At 39.6% G+C, this 16160-nt stretch carries 16 protein-coding genes; 11 read left to right on the forward strand and 5 right to left on the reverse strand.

Annotated features, from left to right (window positions below):
• Positions 1-499: 499 nt before the first annotated feature.
• Positions 500-2374, reverse strand: coding sequence for a squalene--hopene cyclase (gene shc / locus B5354_RS14760; RefSeq protein ID WP_079529573.1), 1875 nt, complete (start codon positions 2372-2374; stop codon positions 500-502).
• Between the two features lie 97 nt (positions 2375-2471).
• Here shc and B5354_RS14765 point away from each other — a divergent pair, with 97 nt between their 5' ends.
• From B5354_RS14765 to B5354_RS14780, 4 genes are all read left to right on the forward strand, one after another.
• A complete protein-coding gene (locus B5354_RS14765) occupies positions 2472-3617 on the forward strand; it encodes a DUF2515 family protein (RefSeq protein ID WP_079529574.1) in 1146 nt (381 codons plus the stop codon).
• Positions 3550-3990: a CBO0543 family protein gene (locus B5354_RS21095; protein WP_425432136.1), complete on the forward strand. Its 441-nt coding sequence runs from the start codon at positions 3550-3552 to the stop codon at positions 3988-3990. The genes B5354_RS14765 and B5354_RS21095 overlap by 68 nt, the downstream gene beginning before the upstream one ends.
• A gap of 324 nt (positions 3991-4314) precedes the next feature.
• Positions 4315-5487, forward strand: a complete 1173-nt coding sequence (locus B5354_RS14775) for an MFS transporter (RefSeq protein WP_079529576.1) — start codon at positions 4315-4317, stop codon at positions 5485-5487.
• A gap of 239 nt (positions 5488-5726) precedes the next feature.
• The gene (locus B5354_RS14780; RefSeq protein WP_079529577.1) at positions 5727-5957 is read left to right on the forward strand and encodes a hypothetical protein; all 231 of its coding nucleotides are present in this window, start codon (positions 5727-5729) and stop codon (positions 5955-5957) included.
• A gap of 1290 nt (positions 5958-7247) precedes the next feature.
• On the opposite strand, the gene B5354_RS14790 is transcribed toward B5354_RS14780, so the two are convergent.
• From B5354_RS14790 to B5354_RS14805, 4 genes are read right to left on the reverse strand one after another with little or no spacing between them, the layout of a single operon-like run.
• Positions 7248-8264, reverse strand: a complete 1017-nt coding sequence (locus B5354_RS14790; RefSeq protein ID WP_176142506.1) for a TolB-like translocation protein — start codon at positions 8262-8264, stop codon at positions 7248-7250.
• Positions 8265-8274: 10 nt separating this feature from the next.
• Entirely contained in the window at positions 8275-8517 is a 243-nt protein-coding gene (locus B5354_RS14795; RefSeq protein WP_079529580.1) for a hypothetical protein, read from the reverse strand.
• A 14-nt stretch (positions 8518-8531) separates the two neighbouring features.
• Positions 8532-9395, reverse strand: a complete 864-nt coding sequence (locus tag B5354_RS14800) for a permease prefix domain 1-containing protein (protein WP_079529581.1) — start codon at positions 9393-9395, stop codon at positions 8532-8534.
• Positions 9392-9715: a PadR family transcriptional regulator gene (locus B5354_RS14805; RefSeq protein WP_079529582.1), complete on the reverse strand. Its 324-nt coding sequence runs from the start codon at positions 9713-9715 to the stop codon at positions 9392-9394. The genes B5354_RS14800 and B5354_RS14805 overlap by 4 nt, the downstream gene beginning before the upstream one ends.
• 181 nt (positions 9716-9896) lie before the next feature.
• On the opposite strand from B5354_RS14805, the gene B5354_RS14810 reads away from it, so the two are divergent.
• The 7 genes from B5354_RS14810 to B5354_RS14840 all read left to right on the forward strand — a co-directional run bounded on the left by B5354_RS14810 (position 9897) and on the right by B5354_RS14840 (position 16151).
• On the forward strand, positions 9897-10109 hold the full coding sequence (locus B5354_RS14810; protein ID WP_079529583.1) for a helix-turn-helix transcriptional regulator: 213 nt from the start codon (positions 9897-9899) through the stop codon (positions 10107-10109).
• A gap of 1 nt (position 10110) precedes the next feature.
• Positions 10111-10488, forward strand: a complete 378-nt coding sequence (locus tag B5354_RS14815; RefSeq protein ID WP_079529584.1) for a permease — start codon at positions 10111-10113, stop codon at positions 10486-10488.
• A gap of 254 nt (positions 10489-10742) precedes the next feature.
• A complete protein-coding gene (locus B5354_RS14820) occupies positions 10743-11846 on the forward strand; it encodes an endonuclease (RefSeq protein ID WP_079529585.1) in 1104 nt (367 codons plus the stop codon).
• A 163-nt stretch (positions 11847-12009) separates the two neighbouring features.
• Entirely contained in the window at positions 12010-13560 is a 1551-nt protein-coding gene (locus B5354_RS14825) for a multicopper oxidase family protein (protein WP_139377148.1), read from the forward strand.
• 278 nt (positions 13561-13838) lie between these two features.
• Entirely contained in the window at positions 13839-14945 is a 1107-nt protein-coding gene (gene thrC / locus B5354_RS14830; RefSeq protein ID WP_079529587.1) for a threonine synthase, read from the forward strand.
• 72 nt (positions 14946-15017) lie between these two features.
• Entirely contained in the window at positions 15018-15287 is a 270-nt protein-coding gene (locus tag B5354_RS14835; protein WP_079529588.1) for a protein kinase family protein, read from the forward strand.
• A 375-nt stretch (positions 15288-15662) separates the two neighbouring features.
• Positions 15663-16151 (forward strand): hypothetical protein, encoded by a 489-nt coding sequence (locus tag B5354_RS14840; RefSeq protein ID WP_079529589.1) that lies wholly within the window; start codon positions 15663-15665, stop codon positions 16149-16151.
• The last annotated feature ends 9 nt before the right edge of the window (positions 16152-16160 follow it).

Here is a 16160-nt window from a genome sequence, read left to right on the forward strand (position 1 = left end):
TGATTTCCTTAAAGTGTAAATGGGGGGAATACGCCGTGAATAAAGAAGAGAATCATAGTGAGTTTTGTCACTTAAAGGATTATTACTCTTATTTCATGAGGAAAGCACCACATTAATCCCCCTAATAAGGTATAATTCCTTGTATGGAAAATAGTTCCTACAGTCTAGTGGAGAATCGCTGAACATAAAAAAGTCCCGCTTAAACAGCTGGGAAGTATTGCTCATTATCTTCAAAAGGTTAAGAATAGAGGTGGAAGGGTTTTATGAATATCTATCAGGTGTAAGAGAGATAATCAAAATCGGTTTTTGTTTAAGGCGGCTTGAAATTAAGTGAAAGCGTGGTAACTCAGAATTAAGAATAATATGGGGAAGAAAATGATCATAGAGCGTCGTTCTGAATAACGCAAGGTTCGATCAACTTTATGGGAGTAGGGAACGTTTTGAAGAGTGTTTTCCTACTCCTTTTAGTACTGCTTAGGATGAGCTAGTTCTCTGGTGATCAGTCTAACTGTAAGTGAAACTTTTCCAAATATCGACTCATCGTCAGCAATGGCCATATATAATTATAACTGTGATAATATATATAAAAGCTGCCCGGAAGTCCAGCCCCTGTAGGATACGTGAAACCCTGGCCGCGTTCGTGTAACTGGTTAATCAAGCTATCGATTCCGCGGTTAATTTCCTCCGTTGGACCACTGTAAACAGAAATTAGTGCCTCTAAAGCCCACGCCGTTTGTGATGGTGTGCTAAAACGTAAGGGGACATAGCTTTTTTCACTGTCACTCTGGCAGGATTCACCCCAGCCCCCATCCTTATTTTGGATGCTCTTCAACCACTGAACACCTTTTTCAATCGAGGTATGATCACGTTTAACTCCCACGGCTCTCATTCCCGTGATCGCCGCCCAAGTCCCATAAATATAAGAAACTCCCCAACGGCCATACCACGAACCATTCGTTTCTTGATTTTTCACGAGCCAATTGACGCCTCTTTTAATTTGTGGATGGTAAAGATTTAAGCGTGCATCCCGGCCAAGAAACTCCAAGGTACGCCCTGTTAAATCGGGCATTGAGGGATCAATGCTGGCGGATTCAGCTCCATCGATCGGCACGAGTTTCAAGATTTTTTTATCAGTATTTTTTTCAAAAGCAGGCCACCCACCGTCATGATTCTGCATGCTTAAGGCCCATTTCATTCCTCTAAACCAGGATTGTCTAATGGGTGGAGACTGACTTGCTGTATTCTTTATGGCTCTTAATGCTGCGGTTGTATCATCGACATCTGGGTTCATCGTATTACTATCCGAGAAACCCCATCCTCCTGGTAAAACATAGGGATTATGGATTGACCAATCGCCATATCTATAATGTTGTTTTTGTAATAGATAATAATTGGCGTTTTGAATCGTTGGGGAAGAACTTTCTACTCCAGCTGTTTGCAGGGCATGGGAGATTAGCGAGGTGTCCCAGACGGTCGAGGGTGAATTTTGCATATGGGCATTCGAACATTGCAAGGATTTTAAACCTTTGACAGCATTTTTAATGACTGGATCGTCCTTAGAATAACCCAAAGCCAGCAGTGAAAAAATCATTAAAAAGGTGGCACTAAAATAACTATACAGTGTCCCATTTGGTTCAATTCTTCCTATCATAAACCGGTTGGCTTTTTCGAGAGCCATTCGATGTAACTCACTGGGTAATCCGATTAACCTTTTGATGCTTTGTGTAATGAAAGACATACTGCCTGATCTGAATTCTTCAAAATAATCATCATCTGAAACACGATGATTGAGTAAATGAGATAAATTGGGGGCGTCTTTTCCCTTCATCACGAACTTTTGATCAGCAACGATTAACATCGGAGCCATATGAACCCGTGCATAGCCGACGAAGTCAAAAAAGTTAATCGGGAAGGACTGTGGAAGTAATATCATTTCTATCGGGACGGGAAAGAATTTGGGCCAAGGTAATTGACCGGTTACAGCCAGCATAATTTTCGTCAGGGAACTGGCTTGATCAAGCCCTCCTTTTTTCTTAATAAATTGTTTGGCCATTCGCATTTCCATATCTTCTAGTTGTTTGTACCCGGAATAAAGAAGGGCATAGTAGGCCTCAATTGTTGCCGAAAGGTTCCCTTCTTGTTCATCCTCATAAAGTTTCCATGTGCCATTCTCGCATTGTTTGGACTGAATACGGTGAGCCAGCTCCCCTATCAATTCTTCGTCATTTATTCCAAGTGACCTCAATAGAATAATCATATAAGCATCAGTCATCGGAGGGCCTTCAAAACAAAATCGCCAACTACCATCCTCTGTCTGCCTATCTTGCAACATCTCAATTAGATGATTGATTTCAGCCTTCATTCGCTCCCTCATAGATGATCACTCCTTCATGAGTAATGTATTCATTTGAAAAATTGAATATCACAGTAGATGATGAATCGTTTTAACTCTACATATAGAAGGTGAATCAATGGGAACTAGGTTTATGAAAGGGAAATTGTTCTCTCATAATAAACTGTCAGCAAGTTTAAAAAAGGTGAAGAAAAACTTAAAAAACCTTCAGCCCTCACCGGTTTCAGAGGAAGATTTAAGTACGGAAGAACGAGAAATCATTCATTATGTAAAAAAAGAAACAGCTAAACTTAACAGCAATAACATCACCAGAACGCAAGGCTATTTAGATTTTTATCGGCAATTCCCCGAAATTCATTGGGCGTTTTTGGGTCATATGGTATCTAGAAACGGCGGATGGAATATGACAGATCTTAAAGGAGAACTCTTGTCAAAAATACTGTCGGATGATGAACAGCAAAACTTTTTTACTTTTTTAGAACGAGGAAATTGGCTGATCTTTCATGACATTTATCCGCAATTGCTGTTATATCAAGAAAGTATCGGACGGAACACCAATTTATTTTATCTTTTACCTGCCATTGGAGTTTCTCGGTTCATGGAAGTGATATGGAACCACTTTTGGGAAGAAAGTGATGAATATCTTTTGGCCATCGCCCTCGTGATTAATGAACAAAGCTATTTAGAAAAAAGGGTCGTTCAACAGCCGCACTATCAAAAAACGGTGTTAAACACACTAGAATTTAAACTGCAAGATTTACTAAGTTTGAATCAAATCCTTTTTCCCTGCTTAGAAGGAGATAAAATTAAGGTACACGGTCAAACCATTCATCATTTTGCTTCCTTACACGAGCGGATTTTATTAGGCATCCGATTATACAAACTCCTCTTTGAAGGGGGAAAATTCGCTGGGTTTTACAAATGGGCATTACAGCAGCCTCACACCGGGTCGAGAAGGGATTATTGGCCAATGTTATTCAATGATATTAATGAATCTACACCCGGGAAACCTTTTAAACGACGAACAAGAAATTGCCGGTTAAAGCCTGGATCTCACCGAATATTTAGTCCTCAATTAAAGTATAGTTGGAAGAATGTCGAACATAAACAAGCAGAAGAAGGAGATTGGTATTCTACATGGCAAGTTATCGGTTATTTGAAAAAGGAAGCTCAATTCGTGAATGGGAATATTCAAGATGAATACTGTGAAACGTTGGAGAAAATCGAATTTTCAATCCTCGCAAAACAATCCATTACATCATAAAGCCCTATGGTGTACGATGATATTTTCTTCACTGATCGGGACGTACTTGGACCTTTGGATGGTGGGACAGGGATATAATGCATTTCCTAACCGGCCATTTCCAAATATTTTTCCTATTCATATCTTATTTACCCTGTTAGTGTTACCAGTAGCAACGGTGGTGGTTATATCTTTATTCAGAGCATTCACTTCTTTTATCCAACGGGGGCTGATCTCTCTATCTATCTTTCTTTTCATCCCGATATTTGAACATGTTTCCGGATTGATTGGTGTATTTACACATTCAAATGATTGGAATCATTTTTATTCTAGTTTTGGATATGTCATCTTTACATTTATCATTTGGAAGTTTTATCTATGGATGTCTGCCTGAAAAAGTCTGTTTCCACTATCACACAATAGTTCGTTTAAAATGTAATAACTGATCATGGCAGTCCAATTTGCAAGCTACTTGGGCTGCTTTTTTGGTGTAATGAATCATATTTTTGGAAACGCTGTTGAACACACAGGCAGAATAATAACTTAAACTATAAAACATTTCATTGTAACGATAAAGCTTATAAACTTTATGGAGCATAAAAATATAGGAAATAATTGTGATACGATAAGTATTGTGTTGAACTTATAAGTTCCTAGAGGTAAGAGAGGAATCAAGCATAAGAAAGTCCGTAAAGTTAGAAATGGAGTGAATCTAGTTTTGGAAATGAAAAAAGCATTACCTATTTTGTTTGCTGTGATGTTCTTCGTCATGGTGGGCTTTGGAATTATTATCCCTGTACTGCCATTTTATGCGGAAGAATTGGGAGCGTCTCCTACACAATTGGGACTGCTTATGGCGGTTTATTCACTCATGCAGCTTCTATTTGCCCCAATGTGGGGAAGGATTTCTGATAGGATTGGCCGGAAGCCTGTGATCATGATGGGTATTTTGGGGCTTTCGTTATCTTTTTTTCTCATGGCCGTTTCTTCACAGCTTTGGATGCTCTTCGCTGCAAGAATAATCGGCGGCTTTTTGTCTGCTGCTAACATGCCGACCATCATGGCGTATGTGGCTGATATTACAACAGAGGAAGACCGGGGCAAAGGGATGGGAGTGATTGGCGCTTCGATTGGTCTTGGCTTTATACTGGGACCGGCAATTGGCGGTGTTTTCTCAAAGACTAGTTTAAGCATGCCCTTTTATATAGCTGGAGCTTCTTCTTTATTAACGCTCATCCTTGTGTGGCTTATCTTAAAGGAATCGTTGCCACGCGAAAGCAGGGGCGGACAAACTGCTCAAAAGACTTCTTTAAAATATAGTCTGAGTGGATCGATATCGATTTTATATGTTCTGCAATTATTTGTATCTGTATCATTAGCAGGTCTAGAAGCAACCTTCGCTTACTTTGCTGCTGAGGAAGCAGGAATAGGAACCGTAGAACTGGGCTATCTTTTTATGATTATGGGGCTGGCTGGAGCCTTTGTACAAGGAGGACTAGTAGGTAAACTAACGAAAAATTTTGGAGAGGGGATTGTTATTCAATTGGGAATAGCGATTTCTGCTTTAGGTTTTGGGCTAATTCTGCTCATTGACAATTTTGTAACCGCAGCTGTCTTTTTAACGATATTTGGGGTTGGAAATGGGATCATCCGTCCAAGTGTTTCTGCTTTATTAACGAAAAGGTCGACAGCAGGGTATGGCAGTACAACAGGTCTTTTATCATCCTTTGATTCGCTGGGGAGAATCATTGGTCCTCCATTGGGCGGATGGCTTTTTTCTATCTTCACCGGTTTGCCATACCTATCAGGGATACTACTATCTTTGATCGCATTTTGTTTATATCGAATCTACCTAGGACAGTCAAAAAAATATAGCTCTGCCTTATCTTAATATATTTATTTACAGGCTTAGGGTAAAAGAAGGGACGCAATTCTGAAAAAGTGAATTGCGTTCTTTTATTATATATACCGTCATATTCTTGAGTACAGTATTGTAGAGTTCGAACTTTCGAACATGTCATCCACGTACGATGGTCATTCAGACATTTTAAAGGAATCGTACAGGGTTTGGCGAAACTAATTTAGAAAGATTAAATCGGTTTGTGAGTAACTTTAAGGGAGTGAATAGCTTTGGACCATATTGATAAACGTAATCGCTTGGATGAGGAGCCCTACAGTTATCGAGTTACGAAAAACAATACTGTTTTTATTGATTGGCACAACAAACAAGCAAAGATTCTTAAAGGCAAGGAGGCGGAGAAATTTCTAAACAAAGTTAAGCGGGTTAACGATCAGAGAGAGCTGCAGCTTATGATGGCTAAAATAACTGGAAATTTCAAAAGAGGAAATGAACGGAAATAGTGACGAGGGAAGGACATTAGATGAAGTTTAATTAAGCTTTAGAACGGCATATGCAGCCATCATTTAAAAGGATTAACCAAGTATTGACCAATACACGCTAATCTTATCTAACGGTAAACTCATACAGAAAAGGGCGAATTTATTCAGTTTAACAAGAACTGGTTTGCGGGTCAGAGTTGGAAAATTTCTTATGATATAACTGGAAAATTGATCATATAAAGGGGCCTGAGTTTTATCAATTGCCATAATGTGTGAAGTTTACCACCTCTTTATGTGGAATAAGAACCATTTCCCTTGCAAATGCTAACCCCATGAAGTTCTTGGGGGGGAATGATTATGAGAGAAGACCAGCTTTATGAAGAAATTTATAAACAATAAGAACAGCTCAGTCATTTGATATCTAATTACTGGAACTCGTACTCAAGTATAGATACATGGTTTTTTTGGTTTAATGTTGCAAGTGTTGTAGTTCCACTCCTCGTCTTATACTATAAAATAGACAAATCTAGATTATTTGAAATCTGCTTCTTTGGCTACTCAGTTCATGTGTTATGGTCGAATGTAGATAGCATTCTGTCCAAAAATAATTACCTCGTTCATCCACACACGTTATCATACTTGTTTCCGGTCGGAATTACCGTGACGGCCGTCATATTCCCGGTTACATTCATGCTGATCTATCAGTATTGCAAGAATAAGGTAAAAAACTTTTACCTATATTCGATTATTGGATCTATTGTTTTCGCATACGGATTTGGGGGTCTCTCTGATGTTGTGGATTTGTTGAAGATGCACAAGGGAATGAACTTAACGTATCTATTTCTTATTGATATAGCTGTTGTTTTCACTGCTTTGTGGATGACAAAACTTTTTCAAAAATTCAAAGATATGCGTGTAAGTAAATAACGGAATGGGTACATAGAGAAACATTGCTTATTATACTAAATACAGGATAGGATCACTTTGTAACTGTTTATTAAACTACCGTGTAATGCGGTGGTTATTTTTTTATGAAAAAGAAAGATCTCGATTAGGAGGTGACCAAATGAAGAAGTCTCCGAACGAAAGTGGAATAATGTTTATTCTTGTACAATTGTTCTATTAGCGACAGAAGATATGCAAATATTTGAAAGTTTTTTTACGCTTGGGTGGTAAGACTTATGCGAATTGGCGGTGAAAGGAAGTAATAGTTGAATCAACGATCCTATCGAGTAAGTCTAAGAAGAAAATCCCGACCGCCCATGGTTTAAATCCAGGGAGGCGGGATTTTATAACTCTTTCGTTGGGAACTCATTTTTCAGGTAATTCAATGATGATTTCGTCTCGCTCTGAACCATCTTTACTTACTCTCCAGTATTGATAATCAGGCTGTCCGCCAGCAAAATTCTGGTCGACCGTGACGAGTAAGTCTTTGCCCTCCGGAAAGAAAACAGGTGATGTCACGTGTTCATGGAAGTTTGTGACTTGTTTAACATTGTCTCCATTGATGTTCATGATGAAAACTTCATAGAGATACGTTCCATTCTCTGAACTGGTTGCTACATCAGAGAAGGCTATAGTGTTTCCATCAGGCGACAGGGCAGGGGATCCGATGATAGGGCCATTGGCAGCACCTGATTCATACTCGGGTTCAGGCATGACCGTTTTCACCTTTTTCGTTTCTAAGTTTAAACGTTGAACTAAGTCCTTTCCATTATAAAGTGAATACATTACATATTTTCCATCATTCGAGACTTGCAATGATGAAAGACTATAGAGATTGAATGTAGTGATTCGTTCGGTTTTGTACGTATCAAGATTCATTTTATAAATATCATAATCCTCAGGAACGAGTCGATCACTGTTATGACTTTCCTGGTAGCCTTCAGCTTTAACAAAATAGATGTTTTTCCCATCAGGAGTGAACACAGCTTCTTTGATGTAATGATCAGAATCTTTTAGGGGCAGACTCTGTTCCTTTTCAAAATCGTACATCATAAGTTGACTATAAGGTTTTCCTTCTACTTCATATTCTTTGATGTACAAAAGCTTCGTTCCGTCAGGCGAATAGGCCGGCCGAACGAATGAGTCCAAAGTCTGCGGTTGCAGAAGAAGCTGTGCCTTTCCGCCGGAAGCGGGGGCTGTATAAAGCGCGGCCTCCCCATCTTTATAATAAGAGAAAATGATTTCTTCTCCATTGGCAGAAAGAACAGGGGAACGTCCAAGCCCCGTACGTTTTTTCGGCCCTTCAGCAAAAGTCCCCATCCAATAAAGCAGAGCGAAGGCGGCAAGGACGATCAATAGAAAGATCGCATTCTTTTTTTTCAAGGACATGTAATCACCTTTTTTCTATAAGATCTTTGGTTGATATGTAGATAACCAGACCAACAAGGATAACGATTACCCCATAAATACCCAGGTGCTGAAAGTGAATCAGCCCTAAAATCAAGGAGACGGTTCCAAATACTATCATGACCATTGATGAAAAGAGCAACTTTTCCATTTGTTTCAGAAATAAAAGAGCTCCGTGTATCAGTAAAAATAGGATAAAAATAGACCAGCTTATTATTTGAATATCCATGACAATTCATCTCCTTACATCGCTGCGACGATGGCAAAAGGGGATACGGTTATAAAGATTAAAAAACCAAACCCCACAGCGATAGCAGTTAGGGGGCGGTGTTGGATGAGTTTCATCTGGAACTTAAAGAAAATCAACCAGGCGATGATACAGGATAAGGGGAAAAATGATCCCCAGTTGAAACCTCCGAATATGAGAAAGCCGTAGGTCATAAACAATGCAGTTGCACAGATCATGACACCGAATATGATATTCACGACGTAGCTGATCTTCAGGATACTCCGACTTTTTTTCGTGGTGGTTGTGTGGTCTGAGGAGTAATAAGAATTCCGAATGACGAACAAGATGCATAACAGAACGAGGACAGCCAAATAGAACCAGAAAAGAATGGCCTGCCTTCCTGGAGTTTGTTCCACGATAATGCCATTAAACCCGTTCCACATAGCCGTGATGAGAACAATGACATTCAAAGACCAGTAGTGACGCCCCATAAACGCAATATTAATAGCAGATAAAGTGACAGCGCTTCCAATAATCATTTGAATTAACAGCCAGATCGGTTCGACTTCCCCGACTACGAATGTCATGCTTATATAGAAAAAGACAGCGAACAATAGAGTGGCAATTCCAATGACATAAAGCAAACTGCGCTGGTGGGGATAGAGGCTTTCCTGAAGTCCATGACCGATCAGGCTCGAGTCCCCGAAATCCTCCAAGGCTTGCTTTTCCGCCTTCTTTTCAGAATTTCCTTGATTCATATAATCGTACTTAGCAGACTCTAAATGGGTCAAAAGCTCTTCTTTAATTTCTTCTCGTTCATCAGGCGGACTTTGCATTTGATCCAGGATACGGTTCACATGCTTCTCCATACGATTCATGACAAATCCTCCGATGTTTTCATAATCAGCTCATTTACGCTTTTCCATTGTCCTAGCTTCTGATCGAGAACGGTACGACCTTCTTCAGTGATTTTGTAATATTTTCTTCGTCCACTAGACGTTTCTGTCCAATATGAAGTTAACCATTCCTTTTTCTCAAGCCTTTTCAATGCAGGGTAAAGAGTGCCCTCACTCATGTTGTAAAGGTTATCGCTCTGTTCTTTTAAGTGTTTGACGATTTCATAGCCGTACATATCGTGTTTGGATACTACTCCGAGCATAAGGATGTCAATGCTGCCTTTCATGATTTCTCGATCCATCGTTTCGCCCCTTTACCAATATTTGTCGTTAACATTGTATAACGATGTGCATCGTATTGCAAGTGTATGGACCATTTTTGTTATAAACATAAGAGCAAAAATAACACGGAGGAACATGTAAAGTTCCTTTGACGTAAAGTTACCTTTACAATATAATGGGATTTGGATAGGGGTTGAGCAAATGAAGAATAAACTTGCTGAATTAAGAAAGCAACATTCATTATCTCAAGATAAACTGGCGGAAAAGCTGCATGTATCTAGACAGACGATAATTTCTATTGAGAAAGATAAATACTCCCCATCTTTACCTCTCGCTTTTGAAATTTCCAGGGTCTTTCAAGTATCTATAGAAGATATTTTTATATACGAAGTAAAAGAAGAAGGAGGTAAATAATATGGATTACCATCCAAGAGCATTTTTTGTATTAGGTACACTTTTGGGACTAATGGGAGCATTTTTTTTAACAGTAGGGATACTTGCCAGCGGTTCCCCGCCAGTACAAACATACACAGTATTATCACTGGCCGTCCTAGCCTATAGTATGAGTTATCTTTACCCTCAATTTAAGCAAAAAGATGAACGTATGAAATTGATTAGACAGAAAGGTATGTTTTATTCCTTTTTTGCCATGATGTTTTATTTTATTGTAATCCTATCAATACTTCAATTTAACATCATATCCTTAACTGCCATCGAATTACTAAATATATTAATCGCTTTAAATATTTCAACAGTTTTCCTTTCCTGGGTGATATTAGCTAGAAAATACTGAATAGGTGGATTTACATGGAGTGGTTTTTTCCAGTCATGTTTGTGATTAGCTATCTGGCAATCTATTTAGTCATTAGCTACGTTAATGAAAACCATTATTATAATCAAAACCTTAATAATTGATCGATGGTAAAGAATGATTAAGCCATTGTTACACTTATGAAAAATTCCTCTTTTTTTGAAGGTATAGATGAAGTTTTGCCGAATCTATTCAAAGTATTATAACCACTAATAATAGAAGGAGTGCTTAAAAAAATGAGGAAAATGATGTTCCTGATGATTACTTTTCTGTTTATGGTCACCAGTCCTGTTCAAGGGGCCGCGGTTCTATCTGTGCAGGAAGCGCTGAATCAGCCGAACGGTGCAGATGTAACCGTGGAGGGGTACATAGTTGGTGTACCAACAGCGATTGATTATGTTCAGCAAAGTAATTTTACGAGTAACTATGCGCTTGCCCTTGCCAATGACCCTAATGAAACTCAAGTTGATGATATGATTTTTGTGAAGCTAGATTCTGAGTATAGAAGTGAGTATGGACTTGAAAATAATCCAGGAAACATGGGAGATTTCATTCAAGTTGAGGGGACCAGGGATCCTTATTTCAGTCATGAAGGAGTAGAGTATGTCAGCTCGATCACAACTGTTTCCGAGGAAAATGATGGTGCTGGTGGGACAAATCCGACTGGGTATTATGAGAATGCTGCCGGCCTTTCTGGTTCCGAATTAAAAATGGCTCTTCATAATATTATCGATGACCATACTGAATTATCCTACGATGAAGTTTGGGGGGCACTGAGACATACAGATGAGGATCCAAAAAATCCGAACAATGTGATTCTGTTATATTCAGGAGAATCTATTTCCGAATATGATAACGGCGGGGATGTAGATGAATGGAATCGTGAGCATGTGTGGGCGAAATCTCATGGAGACTTTGGGACCTCAATGGGGCCAGGAACGGATATTCACCACCTTCGTCCGACCGATGTGACGGTTAACTCTGCACGCGGAAACCTTGATTTTGATAACGGCGGGTCAGCCTTTTCGGAAGCTCCAGATACGTACTATGATGCTGATTCCTGGGAACCACGTGACGAAGTGAAAGGGGACGTGGCACGAATGATTTTTTACATGGCAGTGCGCTATGAAGGCGATTCTGGAGAGCTGGATTTAGAAGTTGCTGATTACGTGGGGACAAGCGGGCCGAGTATCGGAAAGCTGTCGACCTTGAAACAGTGGCATGAAAGTGATCCCGTCAGCGCTTTTGAACAAAATCGCAATGACATTATTTTTACCGATTATCAAGGCAATCGTAATCCATTTATCGATCATCCGGAATACGTCGAGCGGATATGGTAGTTGGCGAGTTCATGGAAATGGGATTGTTGATGTTTCTTTGCAATTAGTTGCACCATGGCATTAGGCGAATTATTATAAGCGAATCTTATTTTATGTTTTTTCCAATTATGCATAGCAATTTTTCCCCTAAGACATCTACTGTTATAAATGCACATTTAAGGGGATGGACATTGTGAACAAAAAGCTAAAAAAATTTGTAGATGCCTTGCCAATACCGGAAATACTAAAACCGTTGCGCAAAGATAAGGATGAGTCATATTATAAAGTCCAAATGACAGAATTCCGGCAAAAACTCCATCGTGATTTGAGGCCAACACGTCTTTGGGGTTACAACGGACAATTTCCTGGACCTGTTATTGATGTTCAACGCGGAGAACCCACTCATGTAAAATGGGAAAACAAACTGCCAGATAAACATTTTCTACCTATTGATAAGTCTTTTCATAATCTTGGGGAACTACCGGAAGTTCGCACCGTTACACATTTGCATGGAAGCGAGTCAAAGCCAGAAAGTGACGGATATCCGGAAGCGTGGTACACAAGAAACTTCAGAGACACGGGTCCGCAATTTAAAAACAAAGTCTATCATTATCCGAATCATCAACGAGGTGCTACACTTTGGTACCATGACCATGCGATGGGAATAACTAGACTGAACGTCTATGCCGGTCTTGCAGGTATGTACATTATCCGAGATGAACAAGAAAAGTGGCTTAATCTTCCTTCAGAAGAATATGAGATCCCACTTATTATGATGGATCGATCATTCCACGATAACGGTGAATTGTTCTATCCGTCACAGCCGGATGATCCACAAGAAAACTGGCCAGATCCATCCATCAGACCTTTTTTCATCGGAGAAACAAACCTAGTTAACGGAAAAATATGGCCTTATGTAGAAGTTGAACCGAGGAAATACCGATTCCGTATCTTAAATGCCGCCAACACCCGTACTTATCAGCTCTTTTTGGATTCTGGTCAGTCATTTTATCAAATCGGTTCTGACGGCGGTCTAATGCGGAAAACAGTCAAACTGGACAATTTAGCGGTTGAACCGGCCGAACGCTTCGATGTAATCATTGATTTTTCCAAGCATGAAGGAGAAACAGTTACACTGAAAAACGATCTTGGACCAGATGCTGACCCGAATGATGAAACGGATGATGTCATGCAATTCAAAGTGACTCTCCCTTTAAAATCAGTGGATAGGAGTAGGGTTCCTCGGTATTTAACACGGATTCCTTCACTCAGCGAAAACAAGGTTCAACGTATCCGGAACCTGAAACTGGTCGGCTCAACCGACAAACTCGGTCGTCCACTATTATTGCTTGATAACAAAAAATGGATGGATCCCGTGACAGAAACACCTGAACTAGGTTCAACAGAAATCTGGTCATTGATTAATGTCACCAACTTTACTCATCCAATCCATATTCACCTGATTCAATTTCAAATAGTCGACCGACAATCATTTGACCTTGATCGATATAATCAGGACGGAACCATCATCTTTACAGGATCCGCAAAACCACCTCATCCGAATGAAAAGAGCTGGAAAGACACAGTCGCAGCACCAGCAGGACAAATAACGAGGGTCATCGCCAGATTCGGCCCATTTCCAGGTGACTATGTATGGCATTGTCATATACTAGAGCATGAAGACTATGACATGATGCGGCCTATGAAGGTGATCGAAACAGATAAATGGGAATAGGGGAAGTGTGGACCAAATTCTGTCAGGTGAGATTTTATAATAACAGGAGTCTTGTTTGATTATAGAAATTAACGAAAAGCAATATCATGAACATGTTGAAAAACTAATAAGTGGGGGCAACTTTGGAATAAACGGATCGATACGTGAAAAAGTGTTCAATTAAATCCTAGCTTCACATGATAATTTGTGCTCACATGAAGTGAGCAGCCTTTGAGCGTTGGTGTCAAAGGTTGCCCCTATTGGTACAGCGTCAAGTTTTCTAAAGAGGTGAGTAGAATATGAGCGAATACAAACTAATAGATTCAGTGACGAATGAGGAATATACTCCAAGTATTAAACGCTGGAAACCTGACCACGGCATTTTTAACGTCAAGCCTTATCCGGTTGATTTTCCCATTGAAGATCTAATTAATCTACAAATGACGATGTGGAGATATAAAGAAGCATTACCTTTTCAAACGGACGAAGTTTATCGCTCAATTTCCCTCGGTGAAGGGATGACGCCATTGGTTAATCTAGATTCTGATCATCCTAATTTTTTTGTTAAGTTAGATTACTTGATGCCTACAGGGTCTTTCAAAGATCGAGGAGCGGCTGTACTGGTTGCGAAGGCAAAGGAATGGGGAGCGAAAACCGTTATCGCGGATAGTAGCGGCAATGCGGGGACAGCCATTGCTGCTTATTGCGCGAGAGCCAATATAGATTGTCATATTTATGTGCCTTCTTCGACTTCTCAGAAGAAATTAGCTCAAACTCAAGCACATGGTGCACAGTTGCATTTAATCCCTGGTTCTCGTGATGATACAGCTGTAGCAGCTAAAGAAGCCGTCGAACGAGAAGGAGTATTTTACGCAAGCCATGTATATAATCCCTTTTTCCTTGAAGGAACAAAGACATTTGCCTTTGAAGTATGGGAACAACTTCATTTCACAGCACCAGATACCTTGGTCTTGCCGGTTGGGAATGGAACTCTTCTTCTAGGAGCTTATAGTGGGTTTAGTGATTTGAAAAGAAAAGGCTTGATTAAAGAGCTTCCTAAGATCATCGCAGTTCAAGCCGAGCCGTGTGCTCCAATAGAAAAAGCATTTCGAAACAACACTCGAGTAGCAAGTGTGGAGAACCAGGGTACCCAGGCGGAGGGGATTGCAATTGGTTCGCCTGTTAGAGGAGATCAGATAATAGAGGCTGTAAGGAGTACAAAGGGAACGATTATTTCAGCACCCGAGGACGACATTCATACAGCTGGCGAAGAGTTAGCGGGGAAAGGATTTTATGTTGAGCCCACAACTGCTGCCACGTTTGCAGCTTATAAACGGTATAAAAAGAATCTCGCGCAGACGGAAACGGTTGTCATGTCGCTGTGTGGATCAGGGTTAAAGAAGTAGTTTAATAAGGTTTGGCAGGTCAAGCCTAGAATGCAAAGCAAATGAATTGATTTTTACAAAGGAGGCGATGAAATGAAGTTTTTAATGGACCTGATGAGCGTTATTACTTTTTCACCGCCTATTACTGATGTTACGGAAGAAGATATTTGTGAAAATATTAGGCATCTCAAGAAAAATGAGTGGTTTCAAAGGGATCTTAGTCATGCGGATTTTAGAAAATTAATTGTTTCTAATAAAGACGTTCGTTTTGCGATCGGAAAGCTTAATACAAAAAGATTAAAAAGAAATCCTTACAAATATAAATACCAGCGAAAGATACAAAAAGTCATGTGCAAAGCATAGTATGGAGGGTCAAATGATTGCAAAAAGAAATCCTTTCAGAATGATGAGTATTTCAATAAGTGTGCTATCGCTACTCTTGCAAAATTTCAGTCTGTTTGATCTAGTCCACATAAAGGATGGGCCGTTATTTGTGATTATTTGGGTGCTTCCTTTAGTAGCTCTTACTTTTGCTATTGTTTCATTTTGATCTTGCTTGCGTTTATATCATTAGTTTACAGGATGGTTTTTGTAATAATTGCCTGGATTTTTATGGGGTGATCCTAGAGGTTCAATGACTTTCTTAATTGAAGAGTTGATTAACTACCCGCTTTGTTTGATAGACTGAGAAAAACTATGAATAATATATAATTATGAATGGAAGAAGGAAGGTGGACCATGGTAAAAAACGGACTTGTTTACATATTGTTACTAAGTATTGTTATTTTACAAGGGTGCAATAGTTCAAATGAGGAGAATTCAGAAGGTAAGACGTTTTCGACTTTTGAAGAAGCAGTAGATTATTATGAGGAAAAAGCAGGGGAAAACCTCGTATTAGTGGAAACTATTAAAGGAGACTTTTTGTTGTTAACTGAAGCACATGGAGATTATTTTTCTGTAGGTGAAATCCAAGAAACAGACGAACACTACGTAGCAAGAAAACTAACAGCTTCTTTTGACATCAGTACAGTTCGCGGTAATACAGAGGCTAAAGCTATTATTGAGCTGAATATGCCTAACTCGAACACTAACTATTTTGTTGCGCTAGGAACAGATCATATTGAAACGTTTTTGCCATTTTCAGAAGAGCGTACATTTGAAGTGTTTGCAGAGAAGGATATTGAACACGCCTCTAGTGTGGTTAAGTCTTATAAGAAGCTTAAGTAACATGCAGTT

Origin of the sequence: Halobacillus hunanensis (assembly GCF_900166655.1) — a bacterium.
GTDB classification, from domain to species: Bacteria; Bacillota; Bacilli; order Bacillales; family Halobacillaceae; genus Halobacillus_A; species Halobacillus_A hunanensis.